22 protein-coding genes are annotated in these 25,639 nt (G+C 53.5%); 12 read left to right on the top strand and 10 right to left on the bottom strand.

From position 1 onward, the window contains the following. Positions 1 to 31 precede the first annotated feature (31 nt). Complete coding sequence (gene fadL, locus I2D83_RS07305; RefSeq protein WP_205947799.1) at positions 32 to 1,318, bottom strand: long-chain fatty acid transporter FadL; 1,287 nt, start codon at positions 1,316 to 1,318, stop codon at positions 32 to 34. A gap of 388 nt (positions 1,319 to 1,706) precedes the next feature. Between fadL and I2D83_RS07310 the strand changes: the two genes are divergently transcribed. The 3 genes from I2D83_RS07310 to fadJ all read left to right on the top strand — a co-directional run bounded on the left by I2D83_RS07310 (position 1,707) and on the right by fadJ (position 5,733). Beyond that, positions 1,707 to 2,003 (top strand): YfcZ/YiiS family protein, encoded by a 297-nt coding sequence (locus I2D83_RS07310; RefSeq protein ID WP_015841013.1) that lies wholly within the window; start codon positions 1,707 to 1,709, stop codon positions 2,001 to 2,003. 236 nt (positions 2,004 to 2,239) lie between these two features. Further along, complete coding sequence (gene fadI / locus I2D83_RS07315; RefSeq protein ID WP_180777623.1) at positions 2,240 to 3,553, top strand: acetyl-CoA C-acyltransferase FadI; 1,314 nt, start codon at positions 2,240 to 2,242, stop codon at positions 3,551 to 3,553. Next, a complete protein-coding gene (fadJ, locus tag I2D83_RS07320) occupies positions 3,550 to 5,733 on the top strand; it encodes a fatty acid oxidation complex subunit alpha FadJ (protein WP_205947800.1) in 2,184 nt (727 codons plus the stop codon). The genes fadI and fadJ overlap by 4 nt, the downstream gene beginning before the upstream one ends. Here the strand turns inward: fadJ and I2D83_RS07325 are convergent. The 5 genes from I2D83_RS07325 to I2D83_RS07345 all read right to left on the bottom strand — a co-directional run bounded on the left by I2D83_RS07325 (position 5,726) and on the right by I2D83_RS07345 (position 11,243). Further along, entirely contained in the window at positions 5,726 to 6,736 is a 1,011-nt protein-coding gene (locus tag I2D83_RS07325) for a Csu type fimbrial protein (RefSeq protein WP_205947801.1), read from the bottom strand. The two genes, fadJ and I2D83_RS07325, sit on opposite strands and share 8 nt — an antisense overlap. 4 nt (positions 6,737 to 6,740) lie before the next feature. Continuing rightward, the gene (locus tag I2D83_RS07330) at positions 6,741 to 9,107 is read right to left on the bottom strand and encodes a fimbria/pilus outer membrane usher protein (RefSeq protein WP_181845351.1); all 2,367 of its coding nucleotides are present in this window, start codon (positions 9,105 to 9,107) and stop codon (positions 6,741 to 6,743) included. Between the two features lie 58 nt (positions 9,108 to 9,165). After that, entirely contained in the window at positions 9,166 to 9,939 is a 774-nt protein-coding gene (locus tag I2D83_RS07335; RefSeq protein ID WP_205947802.1) for a fimbrial biogenesis chaperone, read from the bottom strand. 35 nt (positions 9,940 to 9,974) lie between these two features. After that, positions 9,975 to 10,511 (bottom strand): Csu type fimbrial protein, encoded by a 537-nt coding sequence (locus I2D83_RS07340; RefSeq protein WP_181845350.1) that lies wholly within the window; start codon positions 10,509 to 10,511, stop codon positions 9,975 to 9,977. A gap of 183 nt (positions 10,512 to 10,694) precedes the next feature. Then, positions 10,695 to 11,243: a Csu type fimbrial protein gene (locus I2D83_RS07345; protein WP_181845349.1), complete on the bottom strand. Its 549-nt coding sequence runs from the start codon at positions 11,241 to 11,243 to the stop codon at positions 10,695 to 10,697. Between the two features lie 1,099 nt (positions 11,244 to 12,342). Between I2D83_RS07345 and sixA the strand changes: the two genes are divergently transcribed. Continuing rightward, positions 12,343 to 12,825, top strand: a complete 483-nt coding sequence (gene sixA / locus I2D83_RS07350; protein WP_015841004.1) for a phosphohistidine phosphatase SixA — start codon at positions 12,343 to 12,345, stop codon at positions 12,823 to 12,825. 82 nt (positions 12,826 to 12,907) lie between these two features. On the opposite strand, the gene smrB is transcribed toward sixA, so the two are convergent. Then, positions 12,908 to 13,450, bottom strand: coding sequence for an endonuclease SmrB (smrB, locus tag I2D83_RS07355; RefSeq protein ID WP_014699114.1), 543 nt, complete (start codon positions 13,448 to 13,450; stop codon positions 12,908 to 12,910). Positions 13,451 to 13,621: 171 nt separating this feature from the next. Between smrB and prmB the strand changes: the two genes are divergently transcribed. The 6 genes from prmB (at position 13,622) to I2D83_RS07385 (ending at position 18,278) form a co-directional block, all read left to right on the top strand. Then, entirely contained in the window at positions 13,622 to 14,554 is a 933-nt protein-coding gene (prmB, locus tag I2D83_RS07360) for a 50S ribosomal protein L3 N(5)-glutamine methyltransferase (protein ID WP_205947803.1), read from the top strand. 83 nt (positions 14,555 to 14,637) lie between these two features. After that, the gene (gene aroC / locus I2D83_RS07365) at positions 14,638 to 15,723 is read left to right on the top strand and encodes a chorismate synthase (RefSeq protein ID WP_015841002.1); all 1,086 of its coding nucleotides are present in this window, start codon (positions 14,638 to 14,640) and stop codon (positions 15,721 to 15,723) included. A 6-nt stretch (positions 15,724 to 15,729) separates the two neighbouring features. Continuing rightward, entirely contained in the window at positions 15,730 to 16,575 is an 846-nt protein-coding gene (mepA, locus tag I2D83_RS07370; RefSeq protein WP_015841001.1) for a penicillin-insensitive murein endopeptidase, read from the top strand. A 9-nt stretch (positions 16,576 to 16,584) separates the two neighbouring features. Next, positions 16,585 to 17,385: a sulfite exporter TauE/SafE family protein gene (locus tag I2D83_RS07375; RefSeq protein WP_015841000.1), complete on the top strand. Its 801-nt coding sequence runs from the start codon at positions 16,585 to 16,587 to the stop codon at positions 17,383 to 17,385. Between the two features lie 28 nt (positions 17,386 to 17,413). After that, on the top strand, positions 17,414 to 17,959 hold the full coding sequence (locus I2D83_RS07380) for an elongation factor P hydroxylase (RefSeq protein WP_180777630.1): 546 nt from the start codon (positions 17,414 to 17,416) through the stop codon (positions 17,957 to 17,959). Between the two features lie 34 nt (positions 17,960 to 17,993). After that, positions 17,994 to 18,278: a YfcL family protein gene (locus I2D83_RS07385; protein WP_010285074.1), complete on the top strand. Its 285-nt coding sequence runs from the start codon at positions 17,994 to 17,996 to the stop codon at positions 18,276 to 18,278. A gap of 66 nt (positions 18,279 to 18,344) precedes the next feature. On the opposite strand, the gene mnmC is transcribed toward I2D83_RS07385, so the two are convergent. After that, entirely contained in the window at positions 18,345 to 20,372 is a 2,028-nt protein-coding gene (gene mnmC, locus I2D83_RS07390) for a bifunctional tRNA (5-methylaminomethyl-2-thiouridine)(34)-methyltransferase MnmC2/FAD-dependent 5-carboxymethylaminomethyl-2-thiouridine(34) oxidoreductase MnmC1 (RefSeq protein ID WP_205947804.1), read from the bottom strand. Positions 20,373 to 20,544: 172 nt separating this feature from the next. Between mnmC and fabB the strand changes: the two genes are divergently transcribed. Further along, positions 20,545 to 21,762: a beta-ketoacyl-ACP synthase I gene (gene fabB / locus I2D83_RS07395; RefSeq protein ID WP_015840997.1), complete on the top strand. Its 1,218-nt coding sequence runs from the start codon at positions 20,545 to 20,547 to the stop codon at positions 21,760 to 21,762. A 113-nt stretch (positions 21,763 to 21,875) separates the two neighbouring features. Here the strand turns inward: fabB and flk are convergent, their stop codons facing one another. After that, positions 21,876 to 23,120 carry a flagella biosynthesis regulator Flk gene (gene flk / locus I2D83_RS07400; RefSeq protein ID WP_205947805.1) on the bottom strand — a complete coding sequence of 415 codons (1,245 nt, stop codon included), beginning with the start codon at positions 23,118 to 23,120 and terminating at the stop codon, positions 21,876 to 21,878. 92 nt (positions 23,121 to 23,212) lie between these two features. Further along, complete coding sequence (locus I2D83_RS07405) at positions 23,213 to 24,106, bottom strand: DMT family transporter (RefSeq protein ID WP_241007284.1); 894 nt, start codon at positions 24,104 to 24,106, stop codon at positions 23,213 to 23,215. Between the two features lie 298 nt (positions 24,107 to 24,404). Here I2D83_RS07405 and pdxB point away from each other — a divergent pair, with 298 nt between their 5' ends. After that, positions 24,405 to 25,541, top strand: coding sequence for a 4-phosphoerythronate dehydrogenase PdxB (gene pdxB, locus I2D83_RS07410; protein WP_015840994.1), 1,137 nt, complete (start codon positions 24,405 to 24,407; stop codon positions 25,539 to 25,541). Positions 25,542 to 25,639 lie beyond the last annotated feature (98 nt).

Here is a 25,639-nt window from a genome sequence, read left to right on the forward strand (position 1 = left end):
ACCTGCTTTATTACGTTCTGACTGAGGACAATTAGAACGTATAGTTAAAGTTTGCGCCGTACAGCCAGGCAGAACCTTTAGACGTGAAATCATAGTGTACTGCGCTGAAGGCGCCTGGGGCTGCTTCGGCTACACTGACACTTTTACCACGCATGTAGGAAACGCCTACATCTACTGACATATCTTTATTAAAGGCATAGGTTGTTCCTGCGCTTAACCAGAAACGATCCTGATCCGGAATGGAGATGGAACGTTTGTCGGCAGGTACAGGGCTGTCATCAAACGCGATACCGCCGCGGAACGTCCAGTTATCGTCATGATAATAGGTCGTGCCGAGTGCAATGCGGTAAACATCGTGGAAGCTTTCATCTTTCTGGAACAGCGTTTGCCCGTTGCTGCCAGTCGCTTTCAGCTCCTGGAACTGGCTCCAACTGGTATAGGCAAGGCTATAGTGCACTGCCCATTTAGGCGCTACGCGGTGGTAGGCAGAGGCTTCCCACATCTCCGGCAGATTCAGTGTCAGCTTACCGGGAACGGTTGTACCACCAAGACCACCCAGACTACCCGGTAGTTGGTTGCTGTAATCGCCGTTAAAGTCGATATCCACCTTAGAACGATAGGTCAGGCCGACGCGGTTGTTTTCATCGATTTCATACAGGATGCCTGCATTCCAACCGTAGCCCCATTCTTTGCCTTCCAGTTTTGCTATTTCAGTACTGCGAGGTAGAGCGCCACTAATTGGCGGTAGCGTGTTGAGATCGCCGAGGTGACGCACAATTTTTGCGTCGGCATAAACGGCGTTAACGCCCAGACCGAAGCTGAAATGTTGGTTCAGACGGTAGGCTGCGCTCAGATTCAGGTTTGATGTCACCAGATCGGTTTTACCGCCGATAGAGCCAGCGGCATAGCTATCGTTGAATTCCGTTGCCAAGCCGTAGTTGGTCGTCGCGGAAGCACCAATCGCCCATTGTTCATTAAGCGGCATGATGAAATGCAGGTTCGGTACCCAGGCGTGCGGCGCGATATTTTTGGCGCTGGCATCATTGCCTGTCAGCCGGTTTGAACCGCTGACATCAATATCTGGGTTGATATAGGTGACACCGCCGGAGAAAGACGGGCGGTCAAACATGGTCATGGTCGCCGGGTTACGGCTGCCGGAGGCCGCATTGTCGGCTACAGCACCCTCACCAGAAAATGCACGTCCCAGACCCGATGAGGAGTATTCATTTAGCTGGAAACCAGCTGCTGACACATTTGCTGAAAACAGGGCCACCGCAACAGCAATTGTGGATTGTTTGAACAGGTTTTTCTGGTTCATGACCAAAACCTCTTTATATGCTTGTTATTTAACGTTGTTACACGGGGTAACAAGGGACGCGCATTGTAGGGGGCGCACTCAGCCTGACAAATCAGACCAGTTGCCAAAGTATAAGTTGGGAATACGCCAATGTTGCGCTTGTGTATTAAAAATATTTCCAAAATGATGCAAAATTTAGATCTGCTTAACGTTTTGGTTAATTTGTGTGAAGAGATATTACCCGGTTTTTACTGCTGCATAACACCTTAATGTGATTGATATCACTAAAATTACAGGGTGGCATGAAGTGCTGGTGCTGCTTTAGGAGGAGGGAGTAAAATATAAGGAAGATACAAATATTTGAACTGGATCAAATCTCCCGCGTCTTAAGTCTTAAGAGGAAAGTAGCATGACGAACGTAATCAACAAATGCAGTGCTGAGGAAACCGCAGCGTGTTGCTGTGTCGATGTCGGCACAATCATGGATAACACCGATTGCACGGCGTCTTACAGCAAAGTTTTCAGCGATCGTTCTGACGCGGAAGCCGCGTTGGCCGCGCTGACGGAAAAAGCGCGCGCGGTAGAATCTGAACCTTGCGACATCGTCAGCACGCTGGAAGAGGTAGACGGCGGCGTGAAACTGGACATCGATTTTACGTTCAGCTGCCAGGCTGAAACGATGATTTTCCAGCTCGGTCTGCGTTAATTTTTGTTGTGGCAGGAGCCCGCTTGTGGCTCCTGTTCGTCACCCTTTCTCCTAACGTACTACCTCACTTCTTATTTCCTTTATTTTTGCTATTTCTTCATCTTTGTTCGCTGCGACTCGCATGATCTTCACACTTTTATGTTGCGCAGCTTTGCGTAATGTAACTATCTGGTTAACAATGAAATCAGGTCTGACCTGTTGTGTGCGCACTTTATTTTCGGTTAACAGGAGCGTTTATGAGCGAGGTATTACCTCTGATAACCCGCCGTGGCGATCGCATTGCGTTCGTGAGCGGATTACGCACCCCATTTGCCCGGCAGGCAACGGCCTACCATGGCGTACCGGCCCTCGAGTTAGGGAAGCTTGTCACCAGTGAATTACTGGTTCGCACGGGTATCGATCCTGAATTGATCGAACTATTGGTGTTTGGACAAGTGGTTCAAATGCCTGAAGCGCCGAATATCGCCAGAGAGATCGTACTTGGCACGGGCATGAGTGTGCATACCGATGCCTACAGCGTGTCGCGTGCCTGCGCGACCAGCTTTCAGGCGGTTGCCAACGTGGCGGAAAGCATTATGGCGGGGACGGTGGAAGTCGGTATTGCCGGCGGCGCGGATTCCTCTTCCGTGCTGCCTATTGGTGTCAGCAAAGCGCTGGCCAGAACGCTGGTGGATATGAACAAAGCCAGAACGCTGGGTCAGAAGTTAAAGCTGTTAAGCGGCCTGCGCCCGAAAGACCTGCTGCCAGTTGCCCCCGCCGTGGCGGAGTATTCCACCGGGTTGCGTATGGGCGACACCGCTGAACAGATGGCAAAAACCTACGGCATCACGCGTGAAGAGCAGGATGAGCTGGCGCACCGTTCGCACAAGCTGGCGGCCCAAGCCTGGGAATCTGGCGTGCTGCGCGATGAAGTGATGACGGCTTATGTCCCGCCTTATGAGAAGGCGCTGAGTGAAGATAACAATGTGCGCCATGATTCCGCACTGGAGCAGTATTCCCGTTTACGCCCGGCATTCGATCGCCGGCATGGCTCCGTGACGGCGGCGAACAGTACGCCGCTGACGGATGGCGCGGCGGCCGTGTTGATGATGAGTGAGTCCCGAGCCAAAAGTCTGGGACTCACGCCGCTAGGCTACCTGCGTAGTTATGCATTCAGCGCTATCGGCGTGCAGCGTGATATGTTGCTGGGGCCGGCTTATGCCTCTCCGCTTGCGCTGGCAAGGGCTGGAGTGAAGCTGGCTGATTTGACGCTCATTGATATGCACGAAGCCTTTGCCGCCCAGACGCTGGCAAACCTCAAACTGTTTGCCAGCGATGAGTTCGCGCGTCATCAACTGGGTAGGAATGCCGCGCTGGGTGAGGTAGATCGCGCTAAGTTCAATGTGCTGGGGGGATCCATTGCCTATGGACACCCCTTTGCGGCCACCGGCGCGAGGATGATTACCCAAACGCTGAATGAACTGCGCCGTCGCGGCGGCGGACTGGGATTAACCACCGCCTGCGCGGCGGGCGGGCTGGGTGCGGCAATGGTACTGGAGGTGACGCCATGAACGATCAACAGCCTTTCTCTGCCATAACGGAAAGCCCCTCTGCCTTTTCCCTCACGATTCGGCCGGATAATATCGGCGTGATCGGCATTGACGTGCCCGGCGAGAAGGTAAACACGCTAAAAAGCGAATTTGCGCAGCAGATTCTTTCGGTCTTCGAGCTGGCGCGACAACATGCGACGCTCAGGGGGCTGATCCTGATTTCCTCCAAACCTGACTCGTTTATCGCAGGTGCGGATATCACCATGTTGAACCAGTGCCGCAGCGCTGAACAGGCTGAAAATCTGGCAAAGCAGGGGCAGGAAACCTTTGAGCAGATTGCTGCATTACCGTTCCCCGTGGTGGCCGCGATTCACGGCGCTTGTCTGGGCGGCGGGCTGGAACTGGCATTAGCCTGCGATTATCGCGTTTGCTCGCTGGATGAAAAAACGGTGCTGGGGTTACCGGAAGTGCAGCTTGGACTCCTTCCCGGATCAGGCGGAACGCAGCGTTTGCCGCGGTTGATTGGTCTGGATAGCGCGCTCGATCTCATTCTGACCGGTCGCCACCTCCGCGCGAATCAGGCATTACGGCAGGGGCTGGTCGATGAGGCCGTTCCGCACGATATCCTGCTGGATACCGCAGTCGAGATGCTCAAAAAAGGAAAACGTAAAGCGGAGCCGCTAGGCTGGCGGTCGCGCCTGCTGAGCAGTCCGGGCATTCGCCATGTGCTTTTCAAGATGGTGAAGCGCAAAACCCGTGCGAAAACACACGGCAACTATCCGGCCACTGAAAAGATTATTCAGGTCGTGCGCCGGGGAGTGGAAAAGGGTCGTGAAGAAGGATACCGACAGGAGGCGCGGGCGTTCGGTAAGCTGGTGATGACGCCGGAATCTGCCGCGCTACGCCATTTGTTCTTTGCTTCCAACGCGTTAAAGAAAACTACTGGTGCAGCCTCTGATGCGAAACCGATCCACTACGTCGGCATTCTTGGCGGCGGGTTGATGGGAGGAGGGATCGCCAGCGTGACGGCGACGCGCGGGCAGTTGCCGGTGCGGATTAAAGATATCAATGAGCAGGGTATCAACCATGCGTTGAAGTACAACTGGCAACTGTTGACCCAGCGCGTTCAGCGTAAACGGATGAAGCCGACGGAGCGTCAGCGGTTGATGACGTTGATTTCCGGCAGTACGGATTATCGCGGGTTTGAACATGCGGATATTGTCATTGAGGCCGTGTTCGAAGATCTGGCGCTGAAGCGGCAAATGGTGGCGGAGATTGAAGATCATGCCGCGCCGCATACGATTTTCGCATCCAACACCTCATCGTTGCCGATCCATCAGATTGCGGAAGGCGCGCGCCGTCCACAGCAGGTTATTGGGCTGCACTATTTTAGCCCGGTAGACAAAATGCCGCTGGTTGAAGTGATTCCTCATGCGCATACCAGCGCCGAAACGGTGGCGACGACGGTTGCTCTAGCCAGAAAGCAGGGAAAAACCGCGATCGTCGTGGGTGACAGCGCCGGTTTTTATGTGAACCGCATATTGGCACCTTATATCAATGAAGCGGCTTACTGCCTGCTGGAAGGCGAGCCAATTGAATCGATCGACTATGCGCTGGTGCGCTTTGGTTTCCCCGTTGGTCCGTTTGCGCTGCTTGATGAAGTCGGCATCGATGTCGCGACCAAAATTGTGCCAGTGTTAAGTGAAGAACTGGGCACACGTTTCACCTCTCCACCTGCGTTTGATGCGATCCTGAAAGATGGGCGCAAAGGTCGTAAGAATGGGAAAGGGTTCTATCGATACAATAAAACGCGCCGTTTCTGGCAGACGGGGAGGGAGGTTGATAGCTCAATTTACCCGCTGCTGGATGTGACGGCAAAGGCTCACATCGACCCTGCGCTAATTAGCCAGCGTGGCGTAATGATGATGCTGAATGAGGCGGCGCGTTGTCTGGATGAAGGCGTGATTCAATGTGCGCGCGATGGTGATATCGGGGCAGTATTTGGTATTGGTTTCCCACCGTTTCTTGGCGGACCGTTCCACTACATGGATCGTCTGGGGATGGAAACCGTCGTGAAAACACTACTGGTTCTGCAACAACAGTATGGCGATCGGTTCGCGCCCTGTGAGCGTTTGCTTGCGATGCGGGAAGGTCAGCGGACGTTTTATCCGCCAACCGATGAGGACGATAGCGCTAGTTAATTGTGACGTTGATCGTGACGGTGTCTTTATACGCCCCCTCCGGCTTGCTGGCCTGACTGGCGTTAATGCGGGCGGTGTACGGGATACTCTGTGTAATCCCCGAACCCGTCCCGCTGTAATCGTTCGTCTCGGTCCAGGCGATATTCCCGGTGCGATAGAACTGATATTGCAGGTAGTAGGGCGTGCCGCCGACGGTGGCTGTCATTCTGCGCCAATTGGCATCGTCAGGGTGGGTACTGACCAGCTTGACGGTATACGCGCCCAGCAGCGTACAGCGAACGCCGAGGCTATTGTTGACATCCGCAAAATCGGCAGGAAACGCCGCAGTACCAAAGCTGATATTCGGTGCGTTGGTGATCTGGCAATCATTGGTGATGTTCATGGTGATATTGAGGGTTGACGTCGTTGAGCCCTCATCGTAAATGCAGAGGCCTAATGCACCCAGCGCACACAGTCGGTAATCCCATTTGATGGTCACCGTGTCGGTATAGGTACCGGCGGAAATGTTGTTACCGGTACTGGTGCGGATATAGATCGGCATTGTGCCGTCAGTGGAATTGAACAGGCCTAATATGTCCAGAAAGGTAGTCCGGCTCCAGGTGTAGGACGAGTTGATGTTATAAAGCGTACCGCAGCCGGAATCCATACACAGGCTGTAAGGAACGTAATCTGTGCTTGTCCCTCTGCGCAGCCGCATGGTGGTTCCGCTGGGGTTGCTGTCACTCTGTATCGTCGCGGTGATGGTATTGGGACTGATTAAACTCAACACACTCCCCGTACAACGAAACCCGCTTCCCGATGCCACGATCTGTGGTGATCCGTTAACACCGACAACGGAAGAACCATAAGGCCCCAGCGTGGTGTTGCTGGGGGGCGTGGTACAGGCGGCATAGCCAAAAGGCGCGTAATAGAATGTCATCATGAGCAAGGGCAGACGCAACCAGCGGATAGCCTGCCAGTTGGCGGAAAAGGTGAAAGGAATCTTCGGTATCGGATTCAGCATCGTTTTATCCTTTTGGGTCAGTCTGGCAGGTGAGCGGGCCGATGGTCGCCATCATGTTCTGTGATTCCGGCAGCGAGAATTCCACCCGGCAAAGCCGTCCGTCTTCTTGTTTAAAGCGTAAGCGATTAGCGGTGCTCAGATTGGCGAAGTAGGCCAGACCATCGTAGCCGCTGATCGTGGTGTCGCCGCTGATTTCGTCGGTGATCCAGGTGCCGATGGTGAGCGGGTTGCCCTCCGAATTGAGCAGCCTGATGTTGGCGGAACGCACGACATGAACGGGGAATTTCACGATGGTGCCGCTGCCTTCTTTGACCGCCACGCGTGATTCCACCTGGGGTGTCGTGACGTTGGCTGGCAGTTGTAGCGTATCGATTTCCACTTTCGCTGGGTAGTTGGACACGACCCACGGGACAAGTAAGTGGCCGTTTTTGTTGGTTTTCCCCACGAGCTGATTTTCATATTTCACCGGGACATCGGGGTATCCTTCGGTATCGACCACAATAAAGGCATCGTTGATGCGGTTACTGGGGAAAAGCCCCCCGTTCATGTAGATTAGCGAGCCGCTCAGTTCCCCCCACTGTGTCATATTGCCTTCATTGCCATACGTCCCGCCAGCAAGCATGGCATAAGGGCCGCGCCAATTCAGCGCCCCTTGATGATAAGGGTTTCTGCCTGCGCCATAGGCGGCGTTCCAGCCTAATCCGCCTTCTGTCGGCGTGGTACGGTTCACTCCAATGCGCGGTGAGTAATCGCCATTGCTGTCACGCTGGACCCCGGCATTGATGCTGCCGTTGCGACCAAAAGGCATCACGAACTGGAGTTGGGCGCTGTAGCCGTTTCCTCCCAGCGCTTTGTTAAAGGCGAGGTAAATGGAGCTGTCTTGCCAGACCTGACGGCTGAAAGAGAGATTCAGCAGACGGGTACGGGTTGAATCGTACGAGCGGATATCGAAATAACCCACGCCGAATGAACCATTACCTTCACCAAATAACTGGCTGCTGAGCGTCGCCTGATAGCTTTCCCGACTGAGGCGGCCTTCTGTGAGCACGGAGGCTAAATCGCGGTACTTTTCACTGCGTTTAGCGTGTTGGACGCTCAGGCCAAATGCAGAACTGTAGTAAGAGTAGCCCGTGGTGTATTGGTGTCCGGTGGCTTCCTTTTCGCTTTGACTGTAAGAGGAACTCAGTGTGCCCCAGCGACCCACGGTAAAGTCCACCCCTGCGCCGAGTAGATACAGATCCTGTACGGCCTCGCCATGTGTCGATACCGTCAGCTTATTGGTCAGCCCGTAGCGATAGATGCCGCTGACGGCAGGATCGTCAGTGTAGGAATTATTCTGTACCCCATAGTCCCGGCGCAAAACACCAATGGACAGATCGAAATCGCTTAATCCCTCCCGCAGCAAGGCGTTGGAGACATAAAAAGGAATCGTGGTAGAAACCTGCCGCCCTTGAGCGTCCGTGGTAATCACCGTCGCTTCCCCTGCGCCATTCAGGTAAGGCGTATTGGTGAGGGTGAACGGACCCGCGTTCAGGTTCGTGCTGTTGGCTTTATAACCGTTAATAAACAAGTCAAGCGTGCTGGGTACGGCGGCCGTACCGGTGTATTGCAGCATTGGATAGGTCACGATATCCGGGCGAAGGCCGAAATTGCGGGCGACACGCAGGCCGCCCATACGCACCGAGTTGCTCCACGTCAGGGAGTTGCTAATCAGATCGCCAACCTGATAGGTGAGCATGCGTTCGTTATCGTTATAACGCCAATAGGTATCGAAGCGCTGATAGCCATCTTGCTGCGAGGTACTATTGCCCGATGTGAAATAGTAGATCCCCGTATTGGATAGGGTTCCGTAGGGGCTGAAAAAGCGCTGTTCCATCCAACTGCTGAGCGAGTCCGAACTGCTGCGGGGCGAGGTGTAATAAAGGTTATAGTTGAATAACAGGCCTGGACTGGTGCGAGCGGGAAGGCGCGCCATATTCTGCCCTCCGCCTTCAACGGATTGCTCGGGTAGCCAGTGCATGGGCACGGTGAGTTTTAGCTGCTGTATGGCCTGATCGTAATCGACGGTGACGTCTGGCAGATCGCTGATATTGACCAGCCCCACGCTTTGCTCTGACAGGCGAATGTGATTCTGGCGCAGCGCGGCCGCATCCACATAATAGTTCCCGGCACGATACGTGACAGGGACTACCGCGTTATCGCTCTGTCCGTTGACGGAAAGTGTTAAATAATAGACGGATTCGCTGAGCGAGGGCATCGCGCTGGGGGGGGCGGGGAGATCGGTATACTCTTCCGCGAGAAGGGTCGCAGAATAAAACAGCGCAAGCGGGGCGCACATGAGCAGGAGAAAGGCACCTGTTTTGTGCGTCATGCTACATCTCACCATGGCCGGACAGCCAACAGACTCGACTCTGTTCTTAACCGATCCATCATTCGCGTTTAATCAGTATGGGATCGGTGATATCGATCAGATTGGTGAAGAGCTGCATCGCTGCGCTCGGGGTGGATACGCCAGCAGGTAACGGCCAGCGCATCTCTTGCCCCGGTAGCACATAGCCTAAAAAGCCGTCGGTTATCTTTATTCGGCTTCCTTTCCCGCTCTGGTCGGCTGACCAATAGACGTTACTCAGCCGGGCATGCACCACGCCACGGTTGCGGACATAAAGATAGTTTCTCCCCCCCACCGCGCTGATTCGCCAACTGAGTACGGGCAGCGTCGGTTCGGCATTGGAGCGTCGTTTCTCCGGGCGAGCATGTGTCCAGACGCCTTCACCATCAAGAAACAGAGGTAGCAGATAGCGCATCTGGAATTGCAGCCCCATCTGCGGGGTATTTTGTTGATAAGGAGCGGAAATCTCATCAACGATGATGCGGTAAGCCTGTTCGGTATTAGCGGGGGCTGAGTTGACGCGAATCAGGCGCACCATATTGCGTTTACCCGGTTCCAGCGTCATGAACGGCGGTGTCGCAATTACGTTATTTTGTTCGGCATAACGATCCTGAAAGTCTATTTGCTTCCAGGACATGATGCGGATTTGCAAACCAACGGGTGCATTGCCTTTGTTTTCCAGCCACAGGGCTGAACTGTTCTCATCGGATTCAATGACCTGATAAATCGGCCACACGAGGATAGAACTGGCGGCAAAGCACGATGAGCCGAATCCGCTTAATAAAAAGACCATTGCCCGAATAAAAAACGTCATTTTCCTCTTCATCCTGTGTTCACCCTGTTTTGTTTTTAATAAGTCAGGCTGACGGTCACGTTATCGGTATAAACCCCTGCGGGAGGCAGAGGTGTGCCGCCAAAGTAGCGGGCATAAACGGTGTAGGTCTGGGTTGTGCTGGGAAAGGAGACAATACTGAACGCCAGACTTCCCGTTCCCCATACCTGCGTGCGCGCAGCATCGCGGTAAAGCTGATAGGCCAACAGGCGCGTTCCTGCTGCATTTTTCAGATAACGCTGTGCGCTGCTACCGCCATTGGCACCGTAGCTCAGTTCAATGATGGCGCTTGTGCCTGGTGTGCAGGTGGCAACAATCGAGCCGCCGCCGCTCGTGCTGGCGATATCCACGTTGGTCGCCGTGGCGCTGCGCGTTCCGAAGTCAAGTGTGCCCATATTGGGCTGACTATTTGCCGTACTGGTGCCAAAAACACAGCCTCTTTGTATCGTTGCCGTGACATCGAATGTGCTGCTAACGGTGAGCGCCATCGCCACCATGGGGATGATGGAACCGTACAGCAGAAGTGGCAAAACCAATACCGATAGAAAACGCATCGCAATACCAGTGGTTACTTGGCCTGAATGGCGATGCGGGCAGAACCCAACGCCAAGGGGAACGGCAGGCCACTGGCAGCAAACGCGATATCGCGTATAAGACGTGGTGACATAACGGCTCCTTTTCTTACGGATCAATGACCCTAAAAAGGCCGACATGTAGGCATGTCGGCCTGTAAAAGATTACCATTCGATAGTGGCAGTGACGGTATCGGTATAAGACCCAGCGGTGGGTGCCAGAACGGTCTGGTCTGACGGCTGAATACGCGCATAGATCGGAACCATCTGCGGGTTGCCTGTTGCGACGATAGCAATACCCGTTGCACTATTCAGCGGGATTTCAGTCGTGCGGGTTGAGTCACTGTATAAACGGTAGGGGACGTTATAGGTTCCTGTGCCTGGCGCCAGTCTGCGTAGCGTGGTGGAGGCGTTTGCACCTTCACCGATACGCAATGTGGCTGGCGTGCCAACAGAGCAACTGACAGTGATCCCGTTGCCACCGATGCTGGCCACCTGGCTATCAATCGCGGCAGTCAGGTCGGAGTGGGAACCGAAATCTATTGTTCCCCATGTGGTTCCTGCTCCTCCCCCGTTATTGACTGTACAGGCGGCGGTAATGGTGAGTGATACGGGGATCTGACCATTAATCGTCACGCTGCTGGCGGTGGGGGAAAGGCCGAACGTGGTGAATAGTGTCGCCAGAATAGATAATGTGATACGTTTAGAATTCATAACGATTCCTTTATATGCCTCTCACTTATTTTCATTGAAAGTGTCTTCACGAAAGTACCGTGGTCTCCGTGAAAACTGCTCGTTATGAGTGATTATTACGAAAGAAATCATAACGAGTCGTTTAATCAATATGGGTATTTACGTGGCATGGTTTTGGCTATTCAGGAAAATGCAGAGAAAGGCGTTATCTTTCCTTATTTCCTAAACCACGAACGCAAAAATGTCATATTGCTGAAATATATATCACTACTATTTTCAGTGCTTTCCGTTTGGTGAGAATAAATCTATAAAGAAATGTATTACTCATTTTTCTTCCATGGCGTGAATAATGGCGGGCATATAAAACAACAGAGAGATTCTTCGGGATTTATCCTGAATTGCGCATTCGTCCATAAATAGAAGAGCAATCTATTTTTATTATATGACGTTATATTCTGTGTCATTACCTTGTTTATATAAAACGAATAGTAAAAAAAACACTATTTAAGATAAAGATAGAAGTAGAGTGGTTGTTTAACAATATCACAAAATTAATATGTGTTAAAAAAGTGTAAAAAATTGACTTTTTTTATTTTTTTGGTTTTTTATGCTGATTTGTTTTTATTTTTTGAATTCTATATCTTATTTATTCGTTTTATTGTAATTGATTATAATGACCATTTTAAAATTATGGTCATTTTCTTCGGGTGGGGAATGATCTCTCAAATGTCTTTAAATGTTTTATTTATCAATATTTTATTGAGAAAAACTGAAAGTTGAGCGCGCCTTCTGATTTTATCGATTCATAACGATAATTGACTCTTTGGCGACGGATCGGATAAAAACGCGGCATTGAGGTGGTTAATTTTTCAACAGTATTCGGTCGTATTTTTGTCTGATTACGGTTGGTTGCCTGTGGTAAGACGCGGCGAGGATGCGTTTTTCTACCGAAACCTGATCTCAGGCGAGTTTACATAGCAAGAAACTCAGGTAACCTACAGCAAGACACTATACCTTATATGGCTTATGTTGCGGGCATGCCCAATTGCAGAAAAGCCAATCCTCATACCGACAGGGTTATGAGGATATACCATATATTTCATTAACATAGCGGTGTGATATGCAAGTGTTGATAATGCGTCATGGTGATGCGGTACTTGATGCAGCGAGTGATGCCGTTCGGCCACTGAGCGACGCTGGTCGCGATGAATCTCGCCAGATGGCGTGCTGGCTGAACGAGCAAAATATTGATATTGAGCGCGTTTTGGTGAGTCCTTATTTACGCGCGCAGCAAACGCTCGACGTGGTGAAGAAAGAGCTGCTGCTGCCGGAAGAAGCGGATTGCTTAAATGAACTGACGCCCGGTGGTGATGCCCAGCTTGTCGGTTATTACCTGCAAACGCTGGCGAGAGAAGGCGTTAGTGCGGTTCTGGTGGTTTCGCACCTGCCGCTGGTGGGCTATCTGGTTGCAGAATTATGCCGGAATGAAACGGCTCCGATGTTCGCTACGTCCGCCATCGCCTGCGTGAAACTGGAAGCGGAATCCGGCAATGGTGTGCTGCATTGGCAGGTTAGCCCAGCACAACTGACCGCGAAACCCTGATTGCTAATCGAGAAACTCGGCATTCAGAGGGGATGAGGCGTGTAGCTTGCTACACGCCCGCATGCTTGACGTATGACAAGGGTTACTCAAGCGAAGGTGCCTCCAGCGCCACCAATACCAGTAGCGCGGCATTCCCCCCAAATTCTTTCGGGGCCTGATGAAACGCCAACACATCGGGGTGCTGCGCCAGCCAGAGCGGTGTTTGCTGCTTCAGTATATGTTTGCCGTGCCCGTGCATCACGCAGGCGCAGTAAACGTGCTCCCGACGGCAAGCTGCCAGCAGCGCGCCCAGTTCCTGTTTCGCCTGAAGCTGCGTCAGGCCGTGCAGATCCAGAAACAGCTCTGGTGAATAATCTCCCCGTCGCAGTTTCTTCAATTCATAGTGGCTGGCGCCTGGACGGACATAGCGCGTAGGGCCTTCTGCATCCAACTGCGGCTGAAATTCATCCGAGAAATAGAAACTGGCATCAACCTGTTCCTGCAATGCCCGTTTTGCCGGCAATTCGCCTATTTTCCTGCGCAGTGGTTTGTGGGTATAGGTGTCCTGACGCAACTTTTTTGTGCCAGTGATTGACGTGCGAAAAAGCTGTAATTCGTCGTCATTCAGCGAATATTTATTACTCATATTTCATTCATCTTGCGTCAACATTCGATCAGTTTACCTTGTCTGCCTGCTGTCGCTAAATAAAAGTCTGTATCGGGGCGCGTTCAGTCGGTTATATCTGCTGATTTGTCGCGGGCTTCATGGCAAACTAAGCGCCAATTTCCCGTTCAGAACTGTCTGCGGAGGACACCCTTGGACAAAATTTTCGTCGATGAGGCCGTCAGTGAACTTCATACCATTCAGGATATGTTGCGCTGGGCTGTCAGCCGGTTTAACGCAGCCAACGTCTATTACGGTCACGGGACGGATAATCCCTGGGATGAGGCCATACAGCTGGTATTGCCTAGTCTGTATCTGCCGCTCGATATTCCTGAAGATATGTACACGTCTCGTTTGATCACCAGCGAGCGGCAGCGCATTGTTGAACGCGTGATCCGCCGCGTTAACGAGCGTATTCCGGTTGCCTATCTGACCAACAAGGCCTGGTTCTGCGGCCTGGAATTCTACGTTGATGAACGCGTGCTGGTGCCGCGTTCTCCTATCGGTGAGCTGATCAATAACTATTTTGATGAGCAGTTACCAAAAGCACCAAACCATATTCTGGATCTGTGCACGGGCAGCGGCTGTATTGCAATAGCTTGCGCTCAGGCATTCCCTGAAGCGGAAGTTGACGCCGTGGATATCTCCAGTGATGCGCTGGCGGTAACCGAACAGAATATTCAGCAGCACGGTCTGGAATACCGCGTGACGCCGATTCGGTCTGACTTGTTCCGCGATTTGCCTACGATTCGCTATGATTTGATCGTGACCAATCCACCGTATGTGGATGAAGAAGATATGTCCGATCTACCGCAGGAGTTCCGTTTCGAACCGGAGCTTGGGCTGGCGGCGGGCAACGATGGTCTGGATCTGGTTCGTCGTATTCTGGCCTGCGCGCCAGACTATCTTCGCGACGACGGCGTGCTGATTTGCGAAGTGGGCAACAGCATGGTGCACCTGATCGAGCAATATCCAGAGATTCCGTTCACCTGGCTGGAGTTTGATAATGGCGGTGACGGCATATTTATGCTCACGCAATCACAGCTGGTTGATTGCAAAGCGCACTTTAGCGCTTACCGCGACTAAGCGGTCATAACGATATTCAGTAGTCCTATCGTGCATCTGGCTGCGCGGTGGGACAGAAACAGAACACATGCGAAGGAGTTGTGATGGCAGGCAACAGTATTGGGCAATTTTTCCGCGTCACTACATTTGGTGAATCCCACGGTATTGCTCTGGGGTGTATTGTTGATGGCGTACCACCGGGGATCCCGCTGACCGAAGCGGATCTGCAACACGATTTGGATCGTCGCCGCCCGGGGACATCCCGCTATACGACGCAGCGCCGCGAGCCCGATCAGGTCAAGATCCTGTCCGGCGTTTTTGAGGGCGTGACAACAGGGACCAGCATTGGTCTGCTGATTGAAAACACCGATCAGCGCTCTCAGGATTACAGCGCGATTAAAGATGTTTTTCGCCCCGGTCATGCGGACTACACCTATGAGCAAAAATATGGCCTGCGCGATTACCGCGGTGGCGGTCGCTCTTCTGCGCGTGAAACCGCGATGCGCGTTGCCGCAGGCGCGATTGCGAAGAAATACCTGCAACAGCAATACGGTGTGAAAGTTCGTGGCTATCTGTCGCAGATTGGCGATGTCACCTGCGAACTGAAAGATTGGGATCAGGTTGAGCAAAACCCGTTCTTCTGCCCGGATGTCGACAAGCTGGAAGCCTTGGATGAACTGATGCGTGCGCTCAAAAAAGAGGGCGACTCCATTGGCGCGAAGGTGAGCGTCGTGGCGGAATCTGTGCCCGCCGGATTAGGTGAGCCGGTCTTTGATCGTCTTGATGCCGATCTGGCTCATGCGTTAATGAGCATCAATGCTGTGAAAGGCGTTGAAATTGGTGATGGCTTTGCGGTTGTCACCAAGCGTGGCAGCGAAAATCGTGACGAAATCACGCCGGACGGTTTCCAAAGCAACCACGCTGGCGGCATTTTAGGCGGGATCAGCAGCGGTCAGCATATCGTTGCGCATCTGGCGTTGAAACCGACCTCCAGCATTATGGTGCCGGGGAAAACGATCAACCGTCAGGGCGAAGCGACGGAAATGGTCACACGCGGCCGTCACGATCCTTGTGTCGGTATTCGTGCGGTGCCGATTGCCGAAGCCATGATGGCGATTGTGTTAATGGATCACCTGCTGCGCCAACGCGCACAGTGTGGGGATGTGAATAGTCAGGTTCCTCGCTGGTAAAAAATAATGAAACAAGGGTTAATCGGGGTTCTCGCGCTGGCGCTGAGCGCGCCGCTGTGGTCGAACGTCGCGTGGGCGAAAACGCCCTGGCAGGAGATCGCACATCCGGTTGCGGGCGCGCCGCAGTCAATTGGTAGTTTTTCCAATGGCTGTATCATCGGTGCCCAGCCGCTGCCATTGCAGTCGCTGGATTATCAGGTGATGCGTGTCGATCAGCGCCGCTATTTCGGCCACCCCGATCTGCTGGCATTTATTCACCGCCTGAGCAACGAGGTGAAGCGTACGACCTCGGGTAATGTGCTGGTGGGGGATATGGGCATGCCTGTCGGTGGACGTTTCAGCAGCGGCCACGCCAGTCACCAATCCGGGCTAGATGTCGACATCTGGCTGCAATTACCCAGACAGCGCTGGAGCGAGCAGCAGTTGCTGAAGCCGCAACCTATCGACTTGGTTAACGCCAGCGGACTGAACGTTAACCCGCGCGTCTGGCGACCGGAAATCACCACCCTGATCAAAACCGCCGCGTTGGATAACGATGTAACGCGTATCTTCGTCAATCCGGCGATTAAAAAACAGCTGTGTGCCGAAGCGGGCCACGATCGTGACTGGCTGCGTAAAGTCCGCCCCTGGTTTGCGCATCGCGCGCACATGCACGTGCGCCTGCGCTGCCCGGCGGACAGTCTGGAATGTCAGGAACAGAGTGAACCCCCCATCGGTGACGGATGCGGTGCCGAGTTAACCAGCTGGTTCCAGCCGAAGCAGCCGAGTAGCGAAGCCCCAGAAAAAACCACGCCGCCGCCATTGCCTCCTTCTTGTCAGGCATTGCTCGACAGACATTTTGCTGCGAGATAACGAATAACGATGGACTGGTTAGTTCTTGGGCCAGAGATGCTGGCCGTGCTGTTTTTTGTTGGGGCGTTGGCAGGGTTTATTGATTCGATTGCGGGCGGTGGCGGTTTATTGACGATCCCAGCCTTGCTGGCGGCGGGTTTATCCCCTGCGCAGGCGCTGGCGACGAATAAACTTCAGGCCGTCGGAGGATCCTTTTCCGCCAGCCTGTATTTCATCCGTCGCCGCGCGGTCAATCTGGGCGAGCAGAAGCTGGCGATTGCGCTGACGTTTATCGGTTCGACCTTTGGTGCCTGGCTGATCCAGCAAATCCATGCCGACTTTTTGCGCCAACTGCTGCCGGTGCTGATTATTGGTATTGGTCTCTACTTTTTACTCACGCCAAAAATTGGTGATGACGATCGGCAACGTCGCCTGTCGCCGCTTCCGTTTGCGATTGTGGCAGGCGGCTGCGTCGGTTTTTATGACGGCTTCTTTGGCCCCGGCGCTGGGTCGTTTTATGCGCTGGCGTTTGTCACCCTGTATGGTTTCAATCTGGCAAAAGCGACGGCGAATGCCAAAATCCTGAACTTTACCTCCAACTTCGGCGGGCTGCTGTTTTTTATGCTTAGCGGAAAAGTGGTCTGGGTGGTTGGGGGCGTCATGCTGATCGGGCAGATCCTCGGCGCGCGGCTTGGGGCTAAAATGGTGATGACGAAAGGGCAAAAGCTGATTCGTCCTATGCTGGTGCTGGTTTCCGCCATTATGAGCAGCAAGCTGATTTATGACAGCCACGGACACGAGATTGCTGCCTGGCTGGGACAGTTTTTATGATAACAATCTTATGATCACAACAGATAACATGACAACGACGCACCATTATCAGCAACTTATTGATATTTTTAATGATTGCTTTGGCGATGAATACAACACCCGTCTGGTAAAAGGCGACGATGAGCCGATTTATCTGCCAGCGGATGATGACATTCCGTATCACCGGATTGTGTTTGCGCATGGTTTTTATGCCAGCGCGCTGCACGAGATCTCCCACTGGTGTATTGCCGGTGCCCAGCGGCGTTTGCAGGTCGACTTCGGCTACTGGTACTGCCCGGATGGCCGCGATGCCACGACGCAAAGCCAGTTCGAAGTGGTGGAGATTAAACCCCAGGCCTTCGACTGGCTGTTCTGTGTTGCGGCGGGTTTTCCGTTTAATGTCAGCTGCGACAACCTGAACGGCGATTGCGAGCCAGATCGCATTGATTTCCAACGGCGTGTGCATGCGCAAGTGATGCAGTATCTGGACGAGGGGATTCCTGCGCGTCCGGCGAGCTTTATTCGTGCGCTACAATCGTTTTACAATACGCCCCCGCTGACGGCGGCGAGCTTCCCGTATCCAGCCGATCTGTGATGAGCGGGAACTGCAAAAAATTTGAGGATAAGAAATGATCGCAGAATTTGAAACGCGCATTCTGGCGCTGATTGATGACATGGTAGAACATGCCAGCGACGACGAGCTTTTTGCTGGTGGCTACTTGCGCGGTCATCTGACAGTGTCGGTTGCAGAAGCGGAAGAAAACGGGGAACACACGCTTGAAGCACTACATGTGCGCGTTAGCGACAGTATTAATAACGCTATTAAAAATGGCGAACTGTCACCGCCGGATCAGGTATTGGTTAACGGAATGTGGGAACGACTGTTCCAGCAGGCGCAGAACAGTACACACTGATTTCATCAGTGCTCATCGTTAAGCAATCAGTGCTGGCTTAGTCAAGCCAGCACATCTTCTTCCTCATTAATCCTGAGTGACGGGTTTGCCTTTCAGCAGTTTCCTTATCCAGAAGCGATTCGGGTTTAGCGCAGCAAGCGTGTCGCGATCCAGCGGCAGCGGTTCTCCATACATTTGTGAAGCCAAAATTTCTGCCGCGAGTGGGGCAGAGCAGAGCCCACGTGAGCCTAACGCACCGATAATAAACAGATCTCGCCAATAAGGCGCGCTCGGCACGGTGTCGGCACGGTGCTGTGGATGCAGCCGATCTTCATATTCTGCCAGCGTTTGTTCATAGTCCGGCACGGCTCCTAACAGCGGCAGATGATCGCGTAGTGCACTGCGCACACCCTGGCGTGCTTGCGCATTGCTGACATCGATCGTCTTGACCCACTCTGCGTGGGGCAAGCAGTTCAGTAGCCGCTGGCGGTTCTCTTGCTGTTCTTCTTCCCGATACTCACAGCGGGTTTCTCCCCGTATATAGCTTGCCCCGATGCAGTGCGTTTGATGGCGCGGGCTGACCGGTGTCAAATAGCCGTCGTAGCACAGAACCTGTTTAAGCTGCCCCAACACGGGGTTAGTGGGAATATGACTGACCTGCCCGCGCACGGCGTAGGCGGGTAAATGATGAGTTTGCGACCAATCAGTAATGTGATAGCCATTTGCCAGCACCACAACCGCATGACTTACCCGTTGGCCGGTACTGAAGGTGAGCGCCCAGCCGTCGTCCGTTTTCTCCAGTGCGGAAACGGAGGTATTCATCTGTACCGACAGGCCGTTCTGCTGTGCCAGCTTCAACGCAGCGGCTGTTAGTTCTGCCGGACACAGCCAGCCGCCGTCGGGGTAGGTGATGCCGTTTACGCCGGGATTCAGACCGCTTTGGTTTTCCAGTTGTTGTGCATCCACGCTAATGACTAACTCTTCCGGCCATTCGCCTTGCAGAATCTGTTCGATCTTACGCGCGCTTTTTTCATCCCAGGCGAGCTGGCTAACTCCGCACCACTGGTGCTCAAATGCCAGACCCTGTTGCGCCAGTGCCGTGTAACTGCGGCGGGCAAAGTCAAAAGCAAGGGAGAAGAAGCGGGATACCGCATCGTGCCTGTTATTCAGCAGGGGATACAGCGCACCCTGACGATTGCCGGAGGCACCCGTGGCAGGCAGGGCTTCCGCACAGTAGAGCGTGACCTTTGCTCCGCGCCGTTGCAGCGCCAGTGCGGTGAGCACGCTGGCGATGCCGCCGCCGATAATCGCAATATCGTCAGTCGTGCTGGCCGCAGGACGCGCATACCACGGTGTCGGCGAGGTGATGGGAAGCGTCTCGGGAAGGATGCCACTCAGCATCTCGCGTTTTTGCCCGAATCCTTTGACTTTACTGACCTGAAACCCCGCCTGTTGCAGACCGCGACGTACAAAGCCCGCAGCGGTAAAGGTGGCAAACGTGCCTCCTTGACGGCACAGACGAGCCATTGCCTGAAACAGGTTATCTGTCCACATGTCCGGGTTTTTGGCGGGGGCGAAGCCGTCCAGGAACCAGGCGTCGACCTGATGATTCTGGGTGTCATCCAACTCAGGCAGCAACGTGTTGACGTCACCAAACCATAAATCGAGCGTGATAGCACCTTGCGCCAGAATCAAGCGGTGGCAACCCGGCAGCGGCAGCGGCCATTGCTCACGCAGTTCATCCGCAAAGGCGGCCAGTTCCGGCCACTGAGCATGTGCGGCCGCTAAATCATGCCGACGTAGAGGGAATTTCTCGAAGCTGATGAAATGCAAGTGGCGCAAGGTCGCCTGTGGTTGCTGTTGACGAAAGTCGGCAAAGGCTTGCCACAGCGTAAGAAAATTCAGGCCCGTGCCAAAGCCAGTTTCTGCTATTACGCAGGCAGTGCGCGGATGTGTGGCGAAACGCTCAGGAAACTGATTGCCCTTTAAAAACACATAACGGGTTTCAGCTAACCCATCCTGATTCGAAAAATAGACGTCATCAAACTGTTGCGATACAGGTGTACCCTGAGCGTTCCAACTTAACGACGCATGTTGGATGGGGAGGTTCGTCACGGTAAAAGCTCATTATTCAAGTGATGGCGAGATTTTAACGAGCGGAATATCGTGGCGCAAATTTAGCAATAATTTCGCGATAGTTCGGCTGATCGGACTTGTTCAGCTTACAACTGTACGCTAAAGTGCGAAGCGAAATCCCAAACTCTATAAGTGGAAAAAGAGGTATTAAATGAAACGTGCAGTGATTACTGGCCTGGGGATCGTATCAAGCATCGGTAATAACCAGCAGGAAGTTCTGGCATCATTGCGGGAAGGCCGCTCGGGTATTACTTTCTCTCAAGAGCTGAAAGATTCCGGTATGCGTAGTCACGTCTGGGGGAATGTCAAACTGGACACCACTGGCCTCATCGATCGCAAAATTGTGCGTTTTATGAGTGATGCATCGATTTATGCCTACTTATCCATGGAGCAGGCGATTCAGGATTCCGGCCTGTCTGATGAAGTTTATCAAAATAACCCACGCGTTGGCCTGATTGCCGGTTCCGGCGGTTCTGCGCGCTATCAGGTGTTTGGTGCTGACGCGATGCGTAGCCCGCGTGGCCTGAAAGCCGTTGGTCCTTATGTTGTGACCAAATCCATGGGTTCCGCGGTATCTGCCTGTCTGGCAACGCCGTTCAAAATCCACGGTGTGAACTACTCCATCAGTTCTGCCTGTGCGACCTCTGCACACTGTATCGGTAACGCCGTTGAGCAAATTCAGATGGGCAAACAGGACATCGTATTCGCTGGCGGAGCTGAAGAGCTGTGCTGGGAATTGGCCTGTGAATTTGACGCGATGGGCGCGCTGTCGACCAAATACAATGAAACACCAGAAAAAGCGTCCCGTACCTATGATGCCGATCGTGATGGTTTCGTGATTGCAGGCGGCGGCGGTATGGTTGTTGTCGAAGAGTTGGAACACGCGCTGGCGCGCGGTGCGCACATCTACGCAGAAATCGTCGGCTACGGTGCGACGTCTGACGGTGCAGATATGGTTGCCCCATCGGGTGAAGGTGCCGTTCGCTGCATGAAGATGGCGATGAACGGTGTTGATACGCCAATTGATTACCTGAACTCTCACGGTACCTCTACGCCGGTTGGCGATGTGAAGGAACTGGGTGCGATTCGTGAAGTGTTTGGCGACAAATCGCCAGCGATCTCCGCGACGAAAGCAATGACCGGTCACTCTCTGGGAGCCGCAGGCGTTCAGGAAGCCATTTACTCATTGCTGATGCTGGAACACGGCTTTGTTGCGCCAAGCATTAACGTGGAAAATTTAGATGAGCAGGCTGCTGGCCTGAATATCGTGACGACTCCGACGGAGCGTAAACTGACCACGGTGATGTCTAACAGCTTCGGCTTCGGTGGTACGAACGCGACGCTGGTAATGAGAAAACTCGATAAATAATCGGTTTTTCATTCGCGTATTATTATGAAAAGTAATCAAACCCCGCTGGCGCAAGCCGCGGGGTTTTTTGTTGGAATACTTATGAGCTGCCTTGGTCGTAATGAGAACGGTGCTTAGATCAACACCCAGAGCAGAAATGCGGCCACGCAGGTGCTGACAATCACCAGAAACATCGGCTTATGGAACAGGGATTGCCAACTGAGCGGCAGTGAGGCAATCAGAGGGTTGAACAGCGGGTGCAGCAATTGTGAAGTTGCCGTCCAGTCCGTTTCCTGCGCACGCTGAATGCGCTGTGTAAACAGGAACGTCAGCAGATCGCTGACCTGCATCGGCGTCAGCGGCGTTTGTAAGCCGATATTGAAGCGATTCTGCGTGTAATCCATCAATAGGTGCTGTTCCTGCGCGGTCATTGGCTGTTGTAGCAAAGCCTGCAACGGGGCGAGGTTTGGGGAAAGCAGCGCGTTCTGTGCCGATAGTGGCTGTGATGATAGGTTCGCTGTAGATGACAGCGTCGCGTTTGTCGTATTAGCCGTGTTGGCTGTCAGCGATTCTGGTGCTGCGCCTGCGGTTCCCGCATTTGTCGGTGTCCCCTGAGATGCCGGTGAGGTGGCGCGCAGCAGCGTCTGTGTTTGTTGCAACTCAACCTGCGCTTGCAGGAACTGCGTGAGCAAGGGCAGGTGTTTTAACGGGATGGTGTCACCCGCGTTAAGATTCTGCATCATCATCAGATTACTCAGCACTCTTGCTGGTTGTTCCCCGGTCATGGTCGCCAATCGGGTGACTAACTGATTCAGGCCACGCTGTTCAGCAGGATTGAGGGGACGATCGGGCGAGTTGGCAGCCTGAGCGGTTTGTGTCGCGCTGGCCGGTGCCGTTGACTGCGGGATTTGCCCATTTTGTAGCAGCGTCACAACCTGTTGTAGCTGCGTTTTATTCAATGCGCTTAGCGTGGTGCTGCCGAACCGTTGCTGGATAAAATCGCTGACTGCCTGACGATTATTTCCCTGAGACAGCATATCCGTCAGGCGCTGGAGCAGTTGCTGGCGTCCACCGCTATCTTGTGCCTGCGTTAAACGCGTCTGAAGTATCTGCTCGGCAGGTTGGTAGTGGCGGGATTGCAGTTCGCTATTCTCTGCCAGACCTAATCCTGTTTTTACCGTCGTCCAGACTTCTGCTGCTTTTGATGTTGTCAGTGCGGCAACTTTAAGCACCAGATTTTCCAGCGTGGTACGCTGTGCCAGCGTGAGCGGTCGATCGCCGTTGGCGGAGCCTGTGGCATTCGAGGCTGAGGATGTGGTTGTCGACGTAACCGGGCGTTCGCCGGGCAGCGGGGCACCCGGGCCACTTACAGGTTGCATATCGGTTATCCTCACTGCCGTCATGATTGAGAGGAATCATAGCAATCTCCTGTGACCGCCGATAGTCATGCACCGCTTAAAAGGCACGAATCTCATGAGGGGCGTCCCAGCGGCGTACGCAGACGCTGGGCGAGGATAACACCGAGTAGTGTGATGCCACCGCCAATCAGATGATAATGGTGCAAAGGCTCGTGCAAAAATCCAATCGCGATCATTGCTGTAAAAATGGGCGTCAGATTCATAAAAATGGCGGCTTTGCTGGCTCCCAGACGCATAACGCCCTGAATCCACAAAAAAGGTGCGATGATTGAGGCCATGATGCCAGCGAAAATCACCAGCGGCAGATTCTGGGCATTAAGCTGCACGTTGTCCGTCAGCAGGAAATTTGGAATCAGTACCACCACGCCAAAGGCAATTTGCACATAGAGCGATACCCAGTTGGGTAACGGGATGCTCCAGCGTTTGGTTAACACACCATAGAGTGCATAGGACAGCGACGCACAAAACATCATGAATTCACCGGGGCCGATGCCTTGCGCCAGAATCTGTTCTGGATGTCCTTCTCCAATCAGCCAGATAATGCCTGCCAGCGACAGAATGCTGCCGAGCAGCACGCCTAGCGTGGGGGCGATGCGTAGCAGAGGGATGCTGAGCAGGACCGTGAGGAGTGGAATGAGCGACCCCATAATGCCCATCATCACCGCGCTGATCGAGTGCGCCGCGTAGTAGGCCAGACTTTGATACAGCACCATGCCGAGTAACCCCAGCACCAGCAATTTCCAGGCGTGTTGACGAATGGTTGTCGCATGCTGACGCAGGCTTGGCAGCATGAATGGCGTCATGACGAGAAATGCCAGTAGCCAGCGATAAAATGAGATAGCAGCCGGGTCGATGACGCTCGCGGAGAGCTTGTTGACAATGACATTCACTGACCAGATCAGCACGGCAATGGTGGGGAATAAGGCGTTCAACGTTGGATTTCTCATAACAGACCAGACAGAGAACGTATCGGTTGTCTGATCTGGGAGGTAAAGATAGGGCAAGTGCCGCAACGGCAAACAACATAGCAGAGGCACACGGCGACTATCAACTCGCGATGTCCTTTAACACGGTTTGGTTTTGCTGCGGTAAATGGTCGCCTCGTGCGTGGATGGGAGCCGCGTGATGTTGATGTGGGCAGAGGAAGGAAAGATATCGCGTCGTAATTGCCTTGGGTTTCTGCCCCATTCGGTGGCAAAATATCTCCCCGCTTTTTTTGGCTGGCTACCGATGTCGGAGAAGACAATGAAGATTCTGGTTGATGAGAATATGCCGTATGCCCGCGAGCTTTTTAGCCGTCTGGGTGACGTGCAGGCTGTGCCGGGACGTCCTTTACCGCGCGATCTGCTGGCAGGCGCAGATGCGCTGATGGTGCGTTCGGTCACGAAGGTGAATGCGGATCTGCTGTCTGGTTCGGCGGTAAAATTCGTCGGCAGCGCGACGGCTGGCACCGACCATGTTGATGATACCTGGCTTAACGCCAACGGTATCGCGTTTTCTGCTGCGCCCGGCTGCAATGCCATCGCGGTAGTGGAGTACGTGTTTTCTTCTTTGCTGATGCTGGCCGAACGTGATGGTTTCCAACTGCGTGATAAAACCGTCGGGATTGTCGGCGTGGGAAACGTTGGCCGACGTCTGGATGCGCGTCTGAAAGCCTGGGGCGTTAAAACGCTGCTGTGCGATCCGCCGCGTGCCGATCGCGGTGATGCGGGGGATTTCCTGCCGCTAGAGACGCTGGTGCGCGATGCTGACATTCTGACGCTGCATACGCCGCTGTATCTCGATGGTCCATACCGTACCCATCACTTGGTTGATGCCAGCGTGCTGGATGCGTTTGCCGACGGACGTATTCTGATTAATGCCTGCCGTGGTCCGGTGGTAGATAATGCGGCACTGCTTGAGGCCTTGCAACGGGGTAAAAAACTTAGCGTCATTCTCGACGTATGGGAACCCGAGCCTGAATTATCAACCGATCTGCTAGCTCGCGTCGATATTGGCACGGCGCATATCGCTGGTTATACGCTGGAAGGGAAGGCGCGCGGTACTACGCAGGTCTTTGAAGCCTGGAGCGAGTTTATCGGAACCCCGCAGCAAGTGGCGCTTTCGTCGCTTTTGCCTGAGCCAGAGTATGCCGAAGTGACACTGACCGTGCCGCTGGATGAGGCGCTGCTAAAACGTCTGGTGCATCTGGTGTATGATGTGCGCCGGGATGATGCGTTGTTGCGCCACGTTGCGCATCAGGAAGGCGAATTCGATCGCCTGCGCAAACATTATCAGGAACGACGCGAATGGTCGTCACTCCATGTTATCTGCGCTGATGCTGACAGCGCAGATTGCCTGAACGCGCTGGGATTCACGGCGTCAGTGCGGGGCGCACGCTAACGGCGTTTCGCGCGAGCATCACTTTTTTTATTCATGAACCAACAGACGGCGTCGCGATCGTCTGTTGGTTCCATTTATGATTTGTGTTTCATTCAAAA

The organism is Pectobacterium aroidearum (assembly GCF_015689195.1).
Classification (GTDB): domain Bacteria; phylum Pseudomonadota; class Gammaproteobacteria; order Enterobacterales; family Enterobacteriaceae; genus Pectobacterium; species Pectobacterium aroidearum.